Source organism: Nonomuraea sediminis (assembly GCF_018531495.1).
GTDB lineage: Bacteria > Actinomycetota > Actinomycetes > Streptosporangiales > Streptosporangiaceae > Nonomuraea > Nonomuraea sediminis.
The window spans coordinates 426,792-443,189 of the sequence record NZ_JAHDTI010000002.1; the positions used below are offsets into that span (position 1 = coordinate 426,792).

Consider the following 16,398-nt stretch of genomic DNA (forward strand, 5'->3'; position numbering starts at 1 on the left):
CGTGGTTCTGGTCAAGACCGCGCGACGATGGCGGCGAGCCTGTCCAGGACGGGTTCGGCGTTGAGCGGGACCTTGTCGGCCATGAAGGCGAAGGTGACCAGGCGGCCGTCCTTCGTGGTGGCCATCCCTGCCAGGGTGTTGACGTTGTTGAGGGTGCCCGTCTTGGCGCGCACGAGGCCGACCTCGGGCTTGGCGTCCTTCTCGATGAAGCGGCGGCCGTTGCCCAGGGTGCCGGAGAAGCCCGCGACCGGCATTCCCGAGGCGACGGCGTGGAGTTCAGGGTGGGCGGAGGAGCTGGCCAGGGCGATCACCCGGGCCAGGGTGTCGGCGCTGATGCGGTTGCGGGGTGACAGGCCGCTGCCGTCGTTGACCAGGACTCCCTTGGTGATGCCGAGCCGCTTCAGCACCCGGGTCACCGCCTGGGCGCCGCCCTCGAAGGAGGGGGGCAGGCCCTCCTTGATGGCCACCTGGCGGGCCAGGGCCTCGGACAGGTCGTTGTCGCTGAAGGTCAGCGCGTGTTCCACCAGGGCGTAGAGGGGCGCGGAGTCGACCTTGCCGAGTTCTTCGGCCCCGGCTCCCGCTTTACCCGCATTTATCGTCTTACTTGCGGCTATGCCGTACTTTGCGAGCATTTTCGCGAATGAGGCGGCGGCGTAGGCCGGGGGGTTGGACACGCGCGGGCGGGACTGCGCGGGATTGGCCCGTCCCTCGTCGATGGCCAGGGCGTAGACGGGGGCGACGTTGCCGTCGGGGACGTAGCCGGGTTTCCAGCCGGGGCCGAGCGGCGACCCGGCGTAGAGGGAGGCGTCGTAGGAGAGGGTGACCTTGGTGATGCCGCGGGCCTTCAGTGTGGCGGCCGTCCGCTGGGCCAGGGTGGCCAGCGAGGCGTTGCGCGGGTAGTAGGCCCCGTTCTTGGCCGACGGGCCTGCCAGCGTGGGGTCGCCGCCGCCGACCAGGACGATCGAGTTGCGGGTCCTGCCCTGCACCACCCGCGTGGCGAAGCGGGCGTCGGGGCCCAGGGAGGCCAGCGCCGCGGTGGTGGTCACCAGCTTGGTGGTCGAGGCGGGCGTGATGCCCGAGTCGGCGCCGGCGGCGAAGATCCGCTCGCCGGTGGCCGCGTCCAGCACGACGGCGCCGACGTGCGAGCCCAGCGCATCGTCACCCAGGGCGCCGGTGAGCTGTTGGGTCAAAGTACCCTTGGTCGGGAGAGGTCCGTCTTCTGACGACAGCAGGGCCAGCACAGGTCCCGCGGTGATCAGGGGGGCGGAGGGAGAAGCCGTCGGCTCGGCCGGGTGGGAGGGCTCTCTCGTCAGCGCAGCCAGGCTGAAGTCGTTGCTCACCGCGTAAACGCCGGTGGCGATCGTCACGGTCTGCAGCAGGGCGAGAGTGGCCAGCATCACCCAACGCTCGCGCCGCGCCACGTCCCGCCCTCTCTCCTGCAAGTCCGCCTACGAGACATTAACGCCCTGCCGGGGGTGCCCGGGGGCCTGAGTGGAGGAACCGCGGTGGAGTTCGACGTTGTCGTTGAGATTCCCAAGGGACAACGGAACAAGTACGAAGTGGACCATGAGACCGGGAAGATCCGTCTGGACCGGCTCCTGTTCACCTCCACGCAGTACCCCGCCGACTACGGCTTCATCGAGCACACCCTCGGTGAGGACGGCGACCCCTTGGACGCGCTGGTGCTGCTGCAGGAGCCGACGTTCCCCGGCTGCTACATCACCTGCCGGGCGGTCGGCATGTTCCGCATGACCGACGAGAAGGGCGGAGACGACAAGGTCCTGTGCGTCCCCGCCACCGACCCGCGCATGGAGCACATCCGCGACATCCACCACGTGGCGGAGTTCGACCGGCTGGAGATCCAGCACTTCTTCGAGGTCTACAAGGACCTGGAGCCGGGCAAGTCCGTCGAGGGCGCCGACTGGGTGGGCAGGGTCGAGGCCGAGGCCGAGATCGAGCGGTCCTTCCAGCGTGCCAAGGAGTCCGGACACTAGCTGGGCCTGGTGGCGCCGACCAGGTCGCGCCGCCACATGGAGGCGACTCTCACCACGTCGCCCGTCTGCGGCGCGTTGACCATCAGGCCGCGGCCGACGTAGATGCCGACGTGGTGGATCGTTCCAGGGTCGCTGCTGACCTGTCCGTAGAACAGCAGGTCACCGCGGCGCAGCTGATCGAGCGGGACGTGGGGTCCCGACGTCCACTGGGTGCCCGTCCAGTGGTCGAGCTGGACCCCCGCCTGCTCCCACGCGCGCATCGTCAGCCCCGAGCAGTCGTAGCTCGAGGGCCCCGCCGCGGCCCACACGTACGGCTTGCCGAGCTGGGTGAGCGCCCAGTTCGCGGCCACGTCGCCCATCGCGGAGCCCTCTGACAGCGGGAGTCCGGCGGGGACGGCCTGCAGGGCCGCCGCGCGCCGCATCGCCAGCCGGTCGGCCTCGCCCCTGGCGGCGTCGACCTTCTTCTGCAGCTTCTTCTTCGTGGCCAGCAGCTGCTTGGTCTCGCTGGTCTGGGTCTCGACGGCGTGCTGGGCGGCGAGCTTGGCCTTCTTCGCGCGCGCCGAGGCGTCCTGCTGCGCGGCGTAGGCAGTCTGCGCCTGCTCGCGCATGATCGTGGAGACCACCTGGGCGTCGCGCATGCGGTCGAGCACCCGTGCCCGCTCGTCGCCGAGTTCCTCGAGCACGCTGGCCCGGTGCAGGAACCCTTCGGTGTCGCCGACGTCGGACACCATGGTCACGATCGGCCGGGTCAGGTCCATGCCGCCGTAGGTCTGCGCGGCGATGGCGGCCACGGCCTCCCTGGCCTGGCCGAGCGCGGTGTCGGCGGCGACCAGCCTGGTCTTGGCCTGCTCGTACGCCTTTCCCGCCGCGGCGAGCTTGACCAGCTCGCCGTTGTAGGCCTCGACCTGCTGCTCGGCGGTGGCCGCGAGATCCTCGAGCCGCGCCTGCGCCACGGCCAGCCTGGCGCTGGCGTGGCTGAGCGCCTTGGTCCTGTCCCGTACGGTGGCCCGCGCCTTGGCCACGTCGCGTGATGACGGCGCCGGATCGGCGGCCGCCGGGGGGCACACGGCGACGACCAGGCACGCGACGAGAAGACCCGCCCTGATGTGCATGGAGATCCCCCTTGGTGTGGTCACTCTATGCACACAGTTCCCAGCAGTCACACCCCGCACACATGAACCATGCGCAACGTAATCATCGCAGGCGAAACAGGCGCTCTATCCAGGGACGAACGCCCATAGCGGGAGGTGTCGCACCCCGGGGATAGGTGAAGACGGGGGTCTGGCTTCCGTACGCAGCGTGAAGTTCGGCGGCTTTGCACCAGTCGGTGCTCACCCGGGCCACCGCCCAGGCGGCCGCGATGGCCGGGCGGGCCTCGAGGTGGCGCTCGTAGGTCTGGAAGAGCGTCATCGTGGCGTCGGCCGCCACGTGGCCGTCGGCCGGGTAGGCGGTTCCGGCCAGGTAGGGGGCCGTCACCCGGCCGCCGTGGCGGGTGTCCAGCACCCAGGTCCAGTTGGCCAGCACCAGGCCGAGCACCGTGTCGGGCAGCGCGGCGGCCGCGCCGTACATGCGTTCCTGCCTGGGGCCGGTCAGGCGCTGGGCCGCCCACAGCCAGCCGTACTCGCCCGGCAGGTCCTCACCGGCCAGCCAGGACAGCACGGCCAGGCCGCGCGCGGTGCGCAGGCGGCAGAGTTCGAGCACGTCGCGCAGCATGCGCGGCCCCTGGTCGAGCCAGGTCGGCCAGGACACGCGGTGGCTCCTGGACACCAGCTCGACCAGTTCCCTGCGCAGGGGCAGCGGGCAGACCCGGCAGCCGAGGTGCGGATCCTGGCGTACCTGGTAGGCCTGCACGGGCGATCAGCTCCCCGTGGCCTGGGGGACGTCGGACGGCTGCGCCTGGCCCGAGGCCGGCTCCGTGGCGGGGCCGCTCGTGGGGGGCGGAGTCGTGGGCGTGGGGGTGGGCGCCTGGGTGGTCGGCGTCGAGGTGGGAGTCGTCGGTGTGGGGGTCGGGGCGGCCGTCCGGGTGGGCCTGCTCGAGGGCGGGCAGGGGGACGCGGAACGCCAGCCGCGGTCGTGATGGTGTCCGGGCGGACCGCCCTGGGGATTCGTGCCGGGTTCGCGCGGGTCGAGGCTCGACGGGGGTGGCGGCTGGCTGGTCGGCGGCGGTGTGGTCCCGCGGATGGTGCGGCCGGTGGAGTGCGTGGGCTCCGGGGCGGGGCCGCGGGTGGGGCCGGTGTCGGGGGTGGTGAGCGTCATGGGTCCCACCGAGTGCCGGGCGCCGATCGGGTAGGTGGCGGTGCTGTCGAGGATGGGCTCGACCATGATCGGGGCGTCCTGCGGCTCGGGCTGCCACGGCAGGCGGATGCCCGGAGGTTCGCCGGTCGCGGGAAAGGCGCCGGAGGCGATGCCGGTCAGGCCGCCCTTCTCGCCCCCGAACTGGTTGAAGATCATCGCTATCGCCACCACGGCCGCGACCGCTGCAAGCGCGCCAGCCAGGGCCTGAGGCCATTTACGCGGCCTCCGCTCGCCCGTGACGGGAAATCCGGCCGAGTCGAGCGTCCCCGTCCGCCTGGCCACGTAGCGGCGGTAGGGCACGAGCTCCGGGTCGATGAAGCAGCTCATCACCCGGACCCTGAGCACGTCGGGCAGGTCGGCCCGGGGCAGCAGCTCGAACACCTTGGCCGCCGAGACCTGCCTGCTGCGGTGCGGCGAGCACGTCTCGCACCGCTGCACGTGCCTGACCAGGTGGTCGCGCATGTCCGGAGTCAGCTCGCCGGAGAATCCGGCCAGGATCCTGGCCCGCCGCGCACAGTCGTAGGGGCCCTTCCTGGCCAGGATCTCCGCCGTGATCGCGTCCCGCAGCCGCTCCCTGGCGTCTTCCTGTGCCGCCTCGACCTGGCGCGGCGGTACCCCGAGGACCGCCGCGATCTGCGAGGTGGACAGGTCGTGCCTGGCGCCGAGTTCTAACACCTCTCGGTCGGCCGACGTCAGGCTCTGCGTGGCGTTCCACGCCATGACCCGCAGGTCGGCGTCGCCGGGATCGTCCGGCTCCGGCATCTCGGCGAGCGCGTCACCCGCGTCCGGCGGCGAGGCCATCCTCCTGCGCAGGCATTCACCGCGTGCCAGCGCGTACAGCCATGGGCGCAGTTTGCCCGGATCCGACAGCGATGCCGCGTGCGCTTCCGCGGCTATCAGCGTGTCGCGGAGCGCCACTTGGGCGCTGTCGGTGTTCATGAGTAGCGACCAGCAGTATCTGTAGATGCGCTCGGCATGCGCGTCGTACAGCGCAGCGAGTGCACCCGGGTCGCGGGCGCGGAGTGCCTCGACCAGGACGCGGTCATTCATGTGACTGAAGGTAATGGATTAGTAACTAGTAGTTCTACCGATTCAGCGTGAATGACATCGGTTGTCTTCAGCGGGTCAGAAAAGAAAGCAGGAAGGTCGGAACTCCAGCCCGATTTATCGCCATTTTTGATAAAGAGTTGAGCGCTTAATCTGAATGCGAATCCGTTTCGCTTTATCGGGAAGGCGCCGCGCCCCCTTCCGGGGGCGGTGCCTCACTGCTTGTGGTCGCCGCTCCCGATCGCCGACCGGTCCTGCGCGAAGGGCGCCGTGCTCGGCTTGACCGTGTGCACCGGCACCGCGCCGCCCAGCGCCAGGTCCTCGTACGGCCGGCCGGTCGAACCCCAGGTGCGCGCCGTGACGTCGGTCCTGGCCACCTTGACGTCCTTGGACAGGCCGTCCACGGTCAGGATGAAGCGCGGCGGGCTGCCCGCCTTCACGTCGTCCACGAACGTGCTGCCGCCACCGAGCAGCTTGCCGGCCCTGTCGTGCAGCAGCGCGTTGACCACCAGGCTGCTGGCCGGCAGCTGGTACGGGTTCGACACGTACCCCATGATCAGGTAGGAGCCGTCCTTCTGCCGCAGCGTCTGCACCCGCGACACGGGGAACTGCTGGAAGGCCGACGGGATGCGGGCTGCCTGCCGCCACTGGGCCGCGCGGTACTCGATGGTCACCTTGGCCGGCTTCCCTGCGGCGGTGGCCTGCCCGGTGAAGGCCAGCGAGCCGCCCGGCGGCACCGCGTCGAGCGGCTGGTCCATCCTGACCACCTCCGCCCCCTTGGCGTCCTTGCCGACGATCGTGGCGACCACGTGCTCGCCGAAGTGCCACGGGTTGGCGTTGGTGAGCACGCCCGCCCAGTTCACGGCGTACCCGTCGGACGACTTGACGATGTTGGAGACCTGCTCCTTGACGGCGAGCGGCTTGAGCTGCGTCGACTGCTGCTGCTGGTCCTGGCTCGAGCACCCGGCGAGGCAGATCGCCCCGAGTGCGAGGAGGCTGACGGTTCGGCTACGCGGGATCACTTTGCCGTGATAGCCGCTTCATGGGTACGGCTGGCGCGGGACACGCGCCAGCCGTACCAACTCTTTAACGGGGGCGGACCACCCGAGCCTCGTCCCAGACCGGTTCTGGGGATTCGTAGACCGTGCCGTCGGAGCCGAACACCAGGAAGCGGTCGAAGTCGGCGGCGAACCAGCGGTCGTGCGTGACCGCCAGCACCGTGCCCTCGAAGGCGTCCAGTCCCGCCTGCAGCGCCTCGGCGCTGGCCAGGTCCAGGTTGTCGGTCGGCTCGTCGAGCAGCAGCAGCGTGGCGCCCGACAGCTCGAGCAGCAGGATCTGCAGCCTGGCCTGCTGGCCGCCCGACAGCGTCGCGAAGCGCTGCTCGGCCACCCGCCCCGCCAGCTCGTAGCGGGCCAGGATCTTCATGGCCTCGTTCTTGAGCCTGGCGTGCTCGGTCATCACGATCTCGACCGGCGTGCGGCCCGTGAGGTCCGGCCTGGCGTGGGTCTGCGCGAACAGCCCCGGCACCACGCGCGCGCCGAGCTTGGCGACGCCGGTGTGCGCCACCTGCTCGCCCGACAGCAGGCGCAGGAAGTGGGACTTGCCCGATCCGTTCGAACCCAGGACCGCGACCCGCTCGCCGTACCAGATCTCGTTGGAGAAGGGCCGCATCAGGCCGGTCAGCTCCAGCTCCTCGCAGACGATCGCGCGCTTGCCGGTGCGGCCGCCCTTGAGGCGCATGCGGATGTTCTGCTCGCTGGGCGTCTCCTCCGGCGGGCCCGCCTCCTCGAACTTGCGCAGCCTGGTCTGGGCCGCGCGATAGGCGGGGGCCATGCCGTCGTTGTACTTGGCCTTCTCGCGCAGCATGAGGACCAGGGCCTTGAGCTTGGCGTGCTCCTCGTCCCAGCGCCTGCGCAGCTCGTCGAGCCGCTCGTTGCGGGCCCTGCGGGCCTCGGCGTACGTGCCGAACCCGCCACCATGGATCCAGACATTTCCGGACTCCACGGTGATGATGCGATTGGCCGCGTTGGCGAGCAGCTGGCGGTCGTGGCTGACCAGCAGGACCGTCTTGGGCGTCTCGTTGAGCTGCTGCTCCAGCCACTCCTTACCGGGCACGTCCAGGTAGTTGTCCGGCTCGTCGAGCAGCAGCGTCTGGTCGGGCCCGCGCAGCAGCGCCTCGAGCACCAGCCGCTTCTGCTCGCCGCCCGACAGCGTCGACACCTCGCGGTACTTGCACCCGTCGTACGGCACGCCGAGCCCCGCCACGGTGCAGGTGTCCCACAGCACCTCGATCTCGTAGCCGCCGGCGTCGGTGTAGTCGGTGATGGCCTGCGCGTAGCGCATCTGCGTCTTCTCGTCGTCGCGCTCCATCATCGCCAGCTCGGCCTTGTCCAGCCGTTCGGCGGCCGTGCGCACCGCCGGAGGCGCCACGCTCAGCAGCAGATCGTGCACGGTGCTCCCGTCACGCAGGCTCCCGATGAACTGCCGCATCACCCCCAGCCCGCCGGAGCTGGCCACGCTGCCGTCAACGGGCTGCAGGTCCCCCGCGATCAGCCGCATCAGGGTGGTCTTCCCCGCCCCGTTGGGCCCGACCAGCGCGGCCTTCACCCCTTCGCCGATCCGGAAGGACACGTCGTTCAGCAGCGGCCGCCCATCGGGCAACACATACGTCAGATGTCCTACCTCGACGTGCCCCATCGCGATTCCCCTCCAAGGTCCTCGCGCAGGCTACATGGCGCTTTCACCTCCGGGCATCCGGATTTTCACCAGGGACTTGCGTATCTTGCATGATAGTATGCGCCTATGAGGGCGACCCCGCCTGTGCTGCTGCCGCTCCTGCGGTCCAGGACCGTCGCCGAGATCCTCGCCTGGTTGTACCTTCACCCGGAGAACGAGTACTCCACAACCGATCTCGCCGAACGCGTAAGCGTGTCCCAGTCGACAGTGAGCCGTGAGGCAGACCGGCTTCTCAGTGCCGGGCTGATCACCGAGAGACGGCACGGCAACCTGCGGCTCATCCGCGCCGACACCGACACCGTCGTGGCCAAGCCCCTCACCGACCTGCTGGCGGTGACCTACGGACCGGCGGCCGTCCTGCCGCCTCTGCTCGAACGGATCCCCGGGATCCGCGAAGCCTACGTCTACGGCTCATGGGCCGCCCGGTACGCCAATGTGGCCGGGCCGCCACCCCGGGACGTCGACGTCCTCGTCGTGGGATCCGCGGATGACGACGAGCTCTATGACGCGGCACGCACGGCCGAACGAACCCTCGGCCGCGAGGTGAACATCAACCGGATCTCCCCGGCCGCGTGGACCGATGACACGGACGACCCGTTCGTCGCCTCGCTGCGGAGCAAACCCCTCTACCCCCTGATCACCTCATGAGATGGACACAAGGACGCGACAGGATCGACGCGATGCTGTCCTCCGGCCAGCTGGAACGGGTCCCGCCCAGCCGTCAACACGCCGACACCCTGCTCGGCCAGGCCGAGCGGCACCTCGAGCTCGCCCGCCAGGGCGCGCGAACCGACCCCACGGGCGCCTACCAGCTTCTCTACGACGCCTCGAGGAAGGCCTTGGCCGCGATCCTGGAGAACCAGGGCCTGCGCGCCACCAGCCGGGGTGGCCACCTCGCCGTCCTGGACGCCGTCACGGCCCAACTGGACCCGCCCCTCGGCCGGACGCTCCGCTCCTTCGACCGCATGCGCCGCCGCCGCAACAGCGCGGAGTACCCCCGTCTCGACACCCCCGAGATCACCCCCGACGACGTGACCCAGGACCTGTCCAAGGCCCAGGACTTCCTCTCACTCGCCACCCAGGTCCTGGACCAGATGAGCCCGTACTGATCTCGCGGCGGCGCGTTCCGCAGCGCGCGCATGGCGTTCGAGGGTGCCCGCCAGGAACGCCCACTGCGTGTCCGAAGTGTGCTCGACCTCTTCACCCTCCCCGCCTGTTCCCAGAACGCGCGTGAAGCCGAGATCGGCGTAGTCGGAATCCTTCTTCCTGTGCACCCAGACGCGCGTCGGATGATCGGCCTCTCGGGCTTCGGGAACCACCTGGCGGAGGATCGGAGCGCGGCCATGGCGGTCGTCTTCGACGGCGACCACCTGGAGGCGTACCTCAGCCCCGGAGGAGGTCCGGTAGGTCAGCACGTCGCCGACCTCGAGGTCGGTGACGTGGCGCCAGGGCGGGCGCAGGCGTTTGCGGTCGGGCTGCGGCCCGGTGAGCTGGTCGCGGACCTTCTTCAGGGCGGCTCGCCTGCGGGTCAGGAGCTTGTCGCCCTGTTCGGCCCAGAGCTCGAGGCCCTCGCCTTCGTCGATGACCCTGAGCGCGCGGTCGCGGATCTGGGGATCCAGGCGGCCGAGCTTCGACTGGGTCCAGGCGAGCGCCAGCCGGACGACCGGCCCGTCCTCCGGGTCGTCGAGCATGTCGGCGAGGTCGGCCAGCACCCGGCGGGTGGCCTCGGCGTCATCGATGCCGTCCTCGATCAGTTCGCGGTAGGCGTCGCGGACGTCGCAGGCCGCGTCGTCGGAGAACAGGGCGGGGCCCCAGGCGCTCATGAGGGTCAGTCTGTCCTGCTGCTGGACAGGTCGGCGGCGCGGTGGGTGGTGGAGTGGGTGGCGAGGGCGGTGGCCTGGGTGTGGAGGGCTTGGGTGTGGGTGGTCAGGGTTTGGTGGAGTTCCGCGAGGACTGATTCGGCGAAGGTGCCGACTGTGGAGAGGTCGCCCCAGGCGTGGGTCGGCGAGGGGACGACGGCGGGTTCCAGGGTGGTGGCGGCGGCTGTCAGGGCGTCCCGGGCGGACGTCAGGTGGGTGTGGGAGACTGCGATCTCTTCCCGCATGGACCGACAGCTTAGTTGAGGCGATGGGCCTGGAGGTGCCTGCCGGCCTGCGGCCTGTGATGGAGCTGGCCGGGTGTCCGTGGCCCGACGTCGACGAGACCGTGCTGTGCGCCGCCGGGTGGCGGCTGGTGGCGCACGGGGAGCGGAGGGCCTCGGCGTACGCGGGGGCCGTTGAAGCCGTCGACAGGGCGCTGGCGGCCAATCGGGGGCGGGACGTGGAGGCGTTGCGGGGCGCCTGGGAGGAGTCCGCGGGGGCTCGGCGCGATGGGGTGTCGGCGTGCCGGGTGCTGGGGCTGGCGCTGATCGGGGCCGCCGCTCTGGTGCTGGCGTGGAAGGTGCTCACCATCGCGCAGCTGGTGGCCGCGGCCGGGGCTCTGGCGCTGGGGCTGATGGCGCGGCTGCCGGTGACGCGGCAGGCCGTACGGGCGGGGTTGAAGGCGCTCGCCGAGGCTCTCGACAGGGGCCCGGTCTCGTTCATACGGCAGGCCAGGGCGCTGCTCAGGCGGCTTGACGGCCCGGCAGGAAAGCACGGCGCCGCGCGGCCCGATTACCTGGCCGTGGCGGCCGATCGGGGGACGCCCGTCGACGACCTGGTGGCGTCCGAGCTGCGGCGGCCGGGGACGGTCTGGCGGACCGACCGAGCGCCGGTCTTCCACGGATCCCGCGCGGCGCCCGAGGCCATCCACGACCAGGGCTTGCTGCCGTACCTGCCGGGCGAGCACGTCTACACCCACCGCTTCATGGACGAGGCCGAGCCGTACTCCCGCGGCGCCTACGTCTACGAGATCCATGTACCAGGAGGCTTCGCCAGACCTGACGGCACGGTCGTCTTCCCTGGCGGGGTGGACCGCCGCTTCATCCGGGGAGCCCACCGCCTGAGCGACGGCGAATTCCTCCCCAACCCACACTTCGACCCCCGATGACCGCCAGGACCGCAGCGGCCAGGTACGGCCAGCCGACCAGGCCCGCGGCCCCGCAGGTGGCGGGGATGCCGGAGGTGGCCAGGAGGACGGAGGTGGCGAAGGCCCGGGCGACGAGGACGAGGGCGACCAGCCATCCGCCGGGCGCCACGGCCGCGACGGCCACCAGCGCGGGCCAGGTGGCGGTGGGGTCGACGTTCATCATCAGGTGGGCGTACCAGGCGGGGATCTGGCCCTCGCCGAGGCAGGTGATGAGGTGGTCCTCGCCGGGGTGCCAGGCGCACAGCGCGGCCGCGAGCGTCCAGGCCAGGGCGGCGATCCGCGGCACCGATGGGGGCGCCTGCCGCCGGGTCGCGACCAGGAGGGAAAGGGCCAGCGCGTGGGCGGCGACGTTGTCCCAGCGGATCTGCGCAGGCGTGCCGCACATCGTGGTCTGCGGGAAGAGCAGCGGGACGAGGACGTCGAGCACCAGCACCACGGCCGTCGCGCCGCAACCGAGCGCCACCAGCCGCCGCGGAACCCACAGCGCCAGCCCGGCGAGGACCAGCGGGAGCAGGGTGACCGCCCACGAAAGGACCGTCCAGGCCGCGAGCGAGACGGGGGGTGGTGCGTAGGCGAACCAGCCGCATTCCTGTACCAGGAGATTGCCGGTGACGACCACGGGGACGGCGGCCGACGCGACCGCGGCTGAGCGAAGCAGCACCCGGCGAATCCTAGGGGCGGGGGCCCTAGACAGTAAGTGATCTAATGACTAGAACTGTAGCGTTCACCCCCTCCCCCTAGGACGTGTGATGACGCGACTGCGGTCCGCCCTCGCTTCCCTGTCCATCGCGGTGCTCGGGCTGTCCGCCGTACCGCACCAAGCGCTGGCCGCGCCACCCAAGCCGGTCCCTTCCATAGCGGCGGCCACCACCCAGCAGGCGACGACGCCGTCGAGTTGCGCGCCCACCTTCAAGGGCGCCCAGATCGACAACCGGCTGACGCAGCTGTTCACGAACTACGGCAACGACAACTCCCGGCTGGACGACTGGACCGGCGCCGACGGCACGTACTCGGTACGGCTGGCCAACGGCAAGGAGGTGTGGATCTTCTCCGACACCTTCCTCGGCCAGGTGAACCCCGACGGCTCCCGCCCGCCGGTGGTCGAGGAGGGCGGCACGACCGTCTTCCTGAACAACACCTTCGCCGTCGAGCGCAACGGCAGGCTGTCCACCATCCACGGCGGCACGACCGACAAGCCGGTGGCCGTGATGCCGCCGCGCGACGACAAGCACTGGTACTGGGCCGGCGACGCCACGGTGGCGGGCGGCCTGGTCGAGGTGACCTACCAGGAGTACGAGCGCTACGGCACCGGCCCGTGGGACTGGCGCTGGCACCGCAACGTGGTGGCCCGCTTCTCCCCCGGGATGCTCAGCCAGCCCGTCGACGTGACCGAACTGCCGTCGGGCCACGGCGTGGCCTGGGCCAGCGCCATCATGAAGGACGGCGGCTACACCTACGTCTACGGCGTGGAGGACCTGGGCTCGCCCAAGTACATGCACCTGGCCAGGGTCTGGGGCCAGAGCCTGCGGGGCTCGTGGGAGTTCCTCAAGGCCGACGGCACCTGGTCGCGGAACGAGACCGACTCGGCCCGGCTGATGAGCGGCGTGGCCAACGAGTACAGCATCACCAAGGTCGGATCCGGATATGTCCTGATCACACAGGACACGAGCGAGATCCTGAGCCCGCACATCGTGGCCTACTCCTCGTGCTCCCCCACCGGGCCGTTCACCGGCAAGCAGCTGATCTACACGACCCCGGAGACGGGCGGCAACATCTTCACCTACAACGCCCACGCACACCCCGAGATTTCGGGTAATGGCCTGGTTGTGTCCTACAACGTCAACAGCTTCGTCAACACCGACCACTACCACGACGTCTCGATCTACCGCCCCCGCTTCATCGACGTGAGCTTCGGTTGAGACGCAACTGGGGAGCACGACTGCACCATGCCGTCATCGACGGCATGCGTGCGGTCGTGCTGGAGAACGACAAACTCCGCGTCACCGTCCTTCCCGAGAAGGGCGGTGACGTCGTCGAGTTCCTGCACAAGCCCACGGACACCGACTTCGTCTGGCTGACGCCGCAGGGCCTGCGCAACCCGCGCGACCACTTCCTGGGCGCCGCCGACGACGTCGCCCAGTTCATCGACCACTACGAGGGCGGCTGGCAGGAGATCTTCCCCAGCGGCGGCGCCCCGAGCGTCTACCGCGGCGCCCGCCTGGCGCAGCACGGCGAGGTCGCCGGGCTCCCCTGGGACTGCCAGGTGGTGGCCGACACCGAGCAGGAGGTCGCCATCCGGCTGAGCGTGCGCACGCGACGCCTTCCGTACCGGGTGGAAAGGACCCTCAGGCTGGTGTACGGCACGGCCGCGCTGGAGGTCGAGAGCCGCGCGACCAACGAGGCCGGCATCCCGCTGCACGCCATGTGGGGCCAGCACCTGGTGTACGGCAGGCCGTTCCTGCGCCCCGGCGCCACGATCAGGCTGCCCGACGGGATCCAGGTGATCCCCCACGAGATCGCGATCAATCCGCCCGAGCGCCGCGTCCAGCAAGGCGGCCCGTGGCAGTGGCCGAAGGTGCCCACGCCGAAGGGCGGGGAAACGGATCTCAGCGTGGTTCCCGAGCAAGGCTCCCCCAGCGACGTCCTGTATCTCACCGGCTTCACCGAGGGCTGGTATGAGATTTCCACCGATATCGGGATGCGTGTGGAATGGGACGCGCGGGTCCTGCCGTACCTGTGGATGTGGCAGGAGGTCGGCGCGTCACAGGACTATCCGTGGTGGGGCCAGGTCTACACGATCGGGCTCGAGCCGTTCTCCAGCATGCCGACCAACGGGCTGGCCGAGGCGGTGGAGAACGGCACGGCGCTGATCCTGCAGCCCCATGAGACCAAGACGATGACACTCAGGGCGGAGGTGCTGGCATGAGTGATTTCGCGGGCAAGGTAGCACTGGTCACCGGCGGGTCCACGGGCATCGGGCGGGCCGTGGTGGACCGGCTGGCCGACGGCGGCGCCAGGGTGGTCTTCTGCGGCGTCGACAAGGACGCGGCGCTCGACAGCGAATTCGTGACCGGCGTGGTGGCCGACGTGCGCAGGCCCGACGAGATGCGCGGCCTGGTGGACCTGGCGGTGACCAGGTACGGCGGGCTCGACATCGTGGTCACCGCGGCGGGCGTGCAGCGGTACGGCACGGTCGAGGACACGCCCGAGGACCTGTGGGACGAGGTCATGGACGTCAACCTCAAGGGCGTCTACCTGATCTGCAAGGCCGCCATCCCCGCGCTGCGCAGGCGGGGTGGCGGCTCCATCGTGATCGTCTCGTCGGTGCAGGCGTTCGCCTCGCAGACCAGCGTGGCCGCCTACAGCACGAGCAAGGCCGCGCTGAACGGCCTGACCAGGGCGATGGCGCTGGACCACGCCGCCGACGGCATCCGGGTCAACGCGGTCTGCCCCGGCTCGGTCGACACGCCGATGCTGCGCTGGGCGGCCGACCTGTGGAAGGGCGACCGTACCCAGCAGGAGATGATCGACGAGTGGGGCAAGTCCCACCCGCTGGGACGCGTGGCCAAGCCGAGCGAGGTGGCCGAGGTGGTGGCCTTCCTGGCGAGCACCCGCTCGTCGTTCGTCACCGGCGCCGAGCACAAGGTGGACGGCGGCCTCCTGGCCCAGGTCCCGGTGGTGCTGCCCGACTAGCTGAGCAGCTTGAGTGCCGCGTCGGCGTAGGCGGGGTCCATCGGGAAGGGAGGCTGCGGGTCGTACTCGATGGCCAGCTGTACGGCTCGCGCCTTCTCCTCGCCCGCGGCGGTGGCCAGCAGGGTGAGCGCCATGTCGATCCCGGCCGAGACCCCGGCGGCGGTGACGATCTTGCCCTGGGCGACGACCCGCTCCTTGGTGGGTTCGGCGCCGTAGGTGGCCAGATGGTCGAGGATGGCCCAGTGGCTGGTGGCCTTGACCCCGTCGAGGATGCCCGCGGCGCCCAGGATGAGCGAGCCGCTGCAGACGGACGTGGTCCACGTCGTGTGCTCGTGGGCGGTGCGGATCCAGTCGAGCAGGGCCTGGTCGTTGAGCGCCTCGAAGGTCCCGGGCCCGCCGGGCACCAGGAGGACGTCGGGCCTGGGCACGTCGGAAAGGCCCGCCGTGGCGGTGATGGTGAGCGTGCCCTGGTCGTCGGTGACGGGTCCAGGCGTGGCGGCCACGAACGTGACCGTGGTGTCCGGCGCGAAGGCCAGCACGGTGTAGGGCCCGACCGCGTCCAGCGCGGTGAACTTCGGGTACAGGGCGATGGCGACGTGCATGGTCAGCTCTCCTTGAATCGGCGCCGGTAGTCGCCCGGCGAGACATGCCAGTTCCGGCGGAAGACGCGGTAAAGGGTCTCGGGCCTGCCCAGCCCGCACTCCCTGGCCACCCGGTCCAGCGGATGGTCGGTGATCTCCAGCAGCCTGCGCGCGGCGTCGGCGCGGCTGCGCTCGACGTAGCGTCCGGGCGAGAGCCCGGTCTGCTCGGTGAAGACGCGCGAGAAGTGCCGCTCGCTCATCCCTGCCCGCCTGGCCAGCGCGGGCACGCTCAGGTCGCCTTCGGGGTTGGCGTCGATGTAGGCCTGCAGCTCGCGCAGCGGCTCGTCGCGCGGCACGGCGGTGCTCATCGGCATGCTGAACTGGCTCTGCCCGCCAGGCCTGTGCAGGTAGACGACCAGCCCGCAGGCGGTGTCCCTGGCGACCTCGTGGCCGTGGTCCTCGGCGACCAGCGCGAGCGCCAGGTCGATGCCGGAGGTGACGCCCGCCGAGGTCCACACGTCGCCGTCCCTGACGTAGATCGAGTCCTCGTCGACCTGGACGTCCGGGTAGCGCTCGCGCATGAGGCGCGAGGCCACCCAGTGCGTGGTGGCCCGCCGCCCGTCCAGCAGCCCGGCCTCGGCCAGGCACATCGCCCCGCTGCACACCGAGGTGGTGCGCCTGGCGATGCCCGCCAGCCGCCGGATCCCGCCGATCAGCGTGGGATCCTCCAGCCAGTCCATCGTGGTCACGCCGCCGGCGACGAGCAGCGTGTCGATCGGCCCGTCGATCTCAGCCAGCGGCGTGCCGACGGTGACGCTCACGCCGTTCTGCGCCCGTACGGCTCCCGCCGCCACGGCCGTCACCTCGACGTCGTACGGCTCCCGCGCCAGCATCCCGGCCAGCGCGAACACGTCGGCGGGTCCAGCCATGTCCAGCATCTGGAACCCGTCGTAGACGACGACAACGACCCGCCTCCCCATGCTTTC

The 16,398-nt window shown here is 70.5% G+C and carries 18 protein-coding genes; 7 read left to right on the forward strand and 11 right to left on the reverse strand.

Going from position 1 to position 16,398, the window contains the following annotated elements; translation table 11 throughout:
- Nucleotides 1–11: 11 nt before the first annotated feature.
- Nucleotides 12–1,397, reverse strand: a complete 1,386-nt coding sequence (dacB, locus tag KIK09_RS10180) for a D-alanyl-D-alanine carboxypeptidase/D-alanyl-D-alanine endopeptidase (protein WP_250572881.1) — start codon at nt 1,395–1,397, stop codon at nt 12–14.
- 108 nt (nt 1,398–1,505) lie between these two features.
- Between dacB and KIK09_RS10185 the strand changes: the two genes are divergently transcribed.
- Nucleotides 1,506–1,994 (forward strand): inorganic diphosphatase, encoded by a 489-nt coding sequence (locus KIK09_RS10185; protein ID WP_214318483.1) that lies wholly within the window; start codon nt 1,506–1,508, stop codon nt 1,992–1,994.
- Here KIK09_RS10185 and KIK09_RS10190 read toward each other — a convergent pair.
- The 5 genes from KIK09_RS10190 to KIK09_RS10210 form a co-directional block, all read right to left on the reverse strand.
- Nucleotides 1,991–3,106 (reverse strand): C40 family peptidase, encoded by a 1,116-nt coding sequence (locus KIK09_RS10190; protein ID WP_214318484.1) that lies wholly within the window; start codon nt 3,104–3,106, stop codon nt 1,991–1,993. The two genes, KIK09_RS10185 and KIK09_RS10190, sit on opposite strands and share 4 nt — an antisense overlap.
- An 82-nt stretch (nt 3,107–3,188) precedes the next feature.
- Complete coding sequence (locus KIK09_RS10195) at nt 3,189–3,845, reverse strand: hypothetical protein (RefSeq protein WP_214318485.1); 657 nt, start codon at nt 3,843–3,845, stop codon at nt 3,189–3,191.
- Between the two features lie 6 nt (nt 3,846–3,851).
- Nucleotides 3,852–5,339 (reverse strand): RNA polymerase sigma factor, encoded by a 1,488-nt coding sequence (locus KIK09_RS10200; RefSeq protein ID WP_214318486.1) that lies wholly within the window; start codon nt 5,337–5,339, stop codon nt 3,852–3,854.
- Between the two features lie 212 nt (nt 5,340–5,551).
- Nucleotides 5,552–6,358, reverse strand: coding sequence for a hypothetical protein (locus tag KIK09_RS10205; protein WP_214318487.1), 807 nt, complete (start codon nt 6,356–6,358; stop codon nt 5,552–5,554).
- A 64-nt stretch (nt 6,359–6,422) separates the two neighbouring features.
- Entirely contained in the window at nt 6,423–8,033 is a 1,611-nt protein-coding gene (locus KIK09_RS10210) for an ABC-F family ATP-binding cassette domain-containing protein (RefSeq protein WP_214318488.1), read from the reverse strand.
- Nucleotides 8,034–8,138: 105 nt separating this feature from the next.
- Here KIK09_RS10210 and KIK09_RS10215 point away from each other — a divergent pair, with 105 nt between their 5' ends.
- Nucleotides 8,139–8,720 (forward strand): MarR family transcriptional regulator, encoded by a 582-nt coding sequence (locus KIK09_RS10215; protein ID WP_214318489.1) that lies wholly within the window; start codon nt 8,139–8,141, stop codon nt 8,718–8,720.
- Nucleotides 8,717–9,181, forward strand: coding sequence for a hypothetical protein (locus KIK09_RS10220; RefSeq protein ID WP_214318490.1), 465 nt, complete (start codon nt 8,717–8,719; stop codon nt 9,179–9,181). Before KIK09_RS10215 ends, KIK09_RS10220 begins: the two co-directional genes overlap by 4 nt.
- On the opposite strand, the gene KIK09_RS10225 is transcribed toward KIK09_RS10220, so the two are convergent.
- Nucleotides 9,140–9,895 carry a hypothetical protein gene (locus KIK09_RS10225; RefSeq protein WP_214318491.1) on the reverse strand — a complete coding sequence of 252 codons (756 nt, stop codon included), beginning with the start codon at nt 9,893–9,895 and terminating at the stop codon, nt 9,140–9,142. The two genes, KIK09_RS10220 and KIK09_RS10225, sit on opposite strands and share 42 nt — an antisense overlap.
- 5 nt (nt 9,896–9,900) lie before the next feature.
- Nucleotides 9,901–10,176 (reverse strand): hypothetical protein, encoded by a 276-nt coding sequence (locus KIK09_RS10230; RefSeq protein ID WP_214318492.1) that lies wholly within the window; start codon nt 10,174–10,176, stop codon nt 9,901–9,903.
- A 23-nt stretch (nt 10,177–10,199) separates the two neighbouring features.
- On the opposite strand from KIK09_RS10230, the gene KIK09_RS10235 reads away from it, so the two are divergent.
- Complete coding sequence (locus KIK09_RS10235; protein ID WP_214318493.1) at nt 10,200–11,099, forward strand: hypothetical protein; 900 nt, start codon at nt 10,200–10,202, stop codon at nt 11,097–11,099.
- Here KIK09_RS10235 and KIK09_RS10240 read toward each other — a convergent pair.
- Nucleotides 11,032–11,799 (reverse strand): hypothetical protein, encoded by a 768-nt coding sequence (locus tag KIK09_RS10240; protein ID WP_214318494.1) that lies wholly within the window; start codon nt 11,797–11,799, stop codon nt 11,032–11,034. The genes KIK09_RS10235 and KIK09_RS10240 overlap by 68 nt on opposite strands.
- 88 nt (nt 11,800–11,887) lie before the next feature.
- On the opposite strand from KIK09_RS10240, the gene KIK09_RS10245 reads away from it, so the two are divergent.
- The 3 genes from KIK09_RS10245 to KIK09_RS10255 are packed head-to-tail and all read left to right on the forward strand — an operon-like array spanning nt 11,888 to nt 14,831.
- A complete protein-coding gene (locus KIK09_RS10245; protein ID WP_214318495.1) occupies nt 11,888–13,057 on the forward strand; it encodes a DUF5005 domain-containing protein in 1,170 nt (389 codons plus the stop codon).
- 44 nt (nt 13,058–13,101) lie between these two features.
- Nucleotides 13,102–14,064, forward strand: a complete 963-nt coding sequence (locus KIK09_RS10250; RefSeq protein WP_250572882.1) for a DUF4432 family protein — start codon at nt 13,102–13,104, stop codon at nt 14,062–14,064.
- The gene (locus KIK09_RS10255; protein ID WP_214318497.1) at nt 14,061–14,831 is read left to right on the forward strand and encodes an SDR family NAD(P)-dependent oxidoreductase; all 771 of its coding nucleotides are present in this window, start codon (nt 14,061–14,063) and stop codon (nt 14,829–14,831) included. Before KIK09_RS10250 ends, KIK09_RS10255 begins: the two co-directional genes overlap by 4 nt.
- Here KIK09_RS10255 and KIK09_RS10260 read toward each other — a convergent pair.
- Nucleotides 14,828–15,433 carry a DJ-1/PfpI family protein gene (locus KIK09_RS10260; protein WP_214318498.1) on the reverse strand — a complete coding sequence of 202 codons (606 nt, stop codon included), beginning with the start codon at nt 15,431–15,433 and terminating at the stop codon, nt 14,828–14,830. The two genes, KIK09_RS10255 and KIK09_RS10260, sit on opposite strands and share 4 nt — an antisense overlap.
- Before the next feature lie 2 nt (nt 15,434–15,435).
- Nucleotides 15,436–16,392 carry a GlxA family transcriptional regulator gene (locus tag KIK09_RS10265; protein ID WP_214318499.1) on the reverse strand — a complete coding sequence of 319 codons (957 nt, stop codon included), beginning with the start codon at nt 16,390–16,392 and terminating at the stop codon, nt 15,436–15,438.
- Between the last annotated feature and the right edge of the window lie 6 nt (nt 16,393–16,398).

Bases quoted from the DNA above. Each gene is read 5' to 3' on its own strand.
- dacB (WP_250572881.1), bottom strand. From the start codon at position 1,397: ATGCTGGCCACTCTCGCCCTGCTGCAGACCGTGACGATCGCCACCGGC.
- KIK09_RS10190 (WP_214318484.1), bottom strand. From the start codon at position 3,106: ATGCACATCAGGGCGGGTCTTCTCGTCGCGTGCCTGGTCGTCGCCGTG.
- KIK09_RS10200 (WP_214318486.1), bottom strand. From the start codon at position 5,339: ATGAATGACCGCGTCCTGGTCGAGGCACTCCGCGCCCGCGACCCGGGT.
- KIK09_RS10210 (WP_214318488.1), bottom strand. From the start codon at position 8,033: ATGGGGCACGTCGAGGTAGGACATCTGACGTATGTGTTGCCCGATGGG.
- KIK09_RS10215 (WP_214318489.1), top strand. From the start codon at position 8,139: ATGAGGGCGACCCCGCCTGTGCTGCTGCCGCTCCTGCGGTCCAGGACC.
- KIK09_RS10220 (WP_214318490.1), top strand. From the start codon at position 8,717: ATGAGATGGACACAAGGACGCGACAGGATCGACGCGATGCTGTCCTCC.
- KIK09_RS10225 (WP_214318491.1), bottom strand. From the start codon at position 9,895: ATGAGCGCCTGGGGCCCCGCCCTGTTCTCCGACGACGCGGCCTGCGAC.
- KIK09_RS10230 (WP_214318492.1), bottom strand. From the start codon at position 10,176: ATGCGGGAAGAGATCGCAGTCTCCCACACCCACCTGACGTCCGCCCGG.
- KIK09_RS10235 (WP_214318493.1), top strand. From the start codon at position 10,200: ATGGGCCTGGAGGTGCCTGCCGGCCTGCGGCCTGTGATGGAGCTGGCC.
- KIK09_RS10245 (WP_214318495.1), top strand. From the start codon at position 11,888: ATGACGCGACTGCGGTCCGCCCTCGCTTCCCTGTCCATCGCGGTGCTC.
- KIK09_RS10250 (WP_250572882.1), top strand. From the start codon at position 13,102: ATGCGTGCGGTCGTGCTGGAGAACGACAAACTCCGCGTCACCGTCCTT.
- KIK09_RS10255 (WP_214318497.1), top strand. From the start codon at position 14,061: ATGAGTGATTTCGCGGGCAAGGTAGCACTGGTCACCGGCGGGTCCACG.
- KIK09_RS10260 (WP_214318498.1), bottom strand. From the start codon at position 15,433: ATGCACGTCGCCATCGCCCTGTACCCGAAGTTCACCGCGCTGGACGCG.
- KIK09_RS10265 (WP_214318499.1), bottom strand. From the start codon at position 16,392: ATGGGGAGGCGGGTCGTTGTCGTCGTCTACGACGGGTTCCAGATGCTG.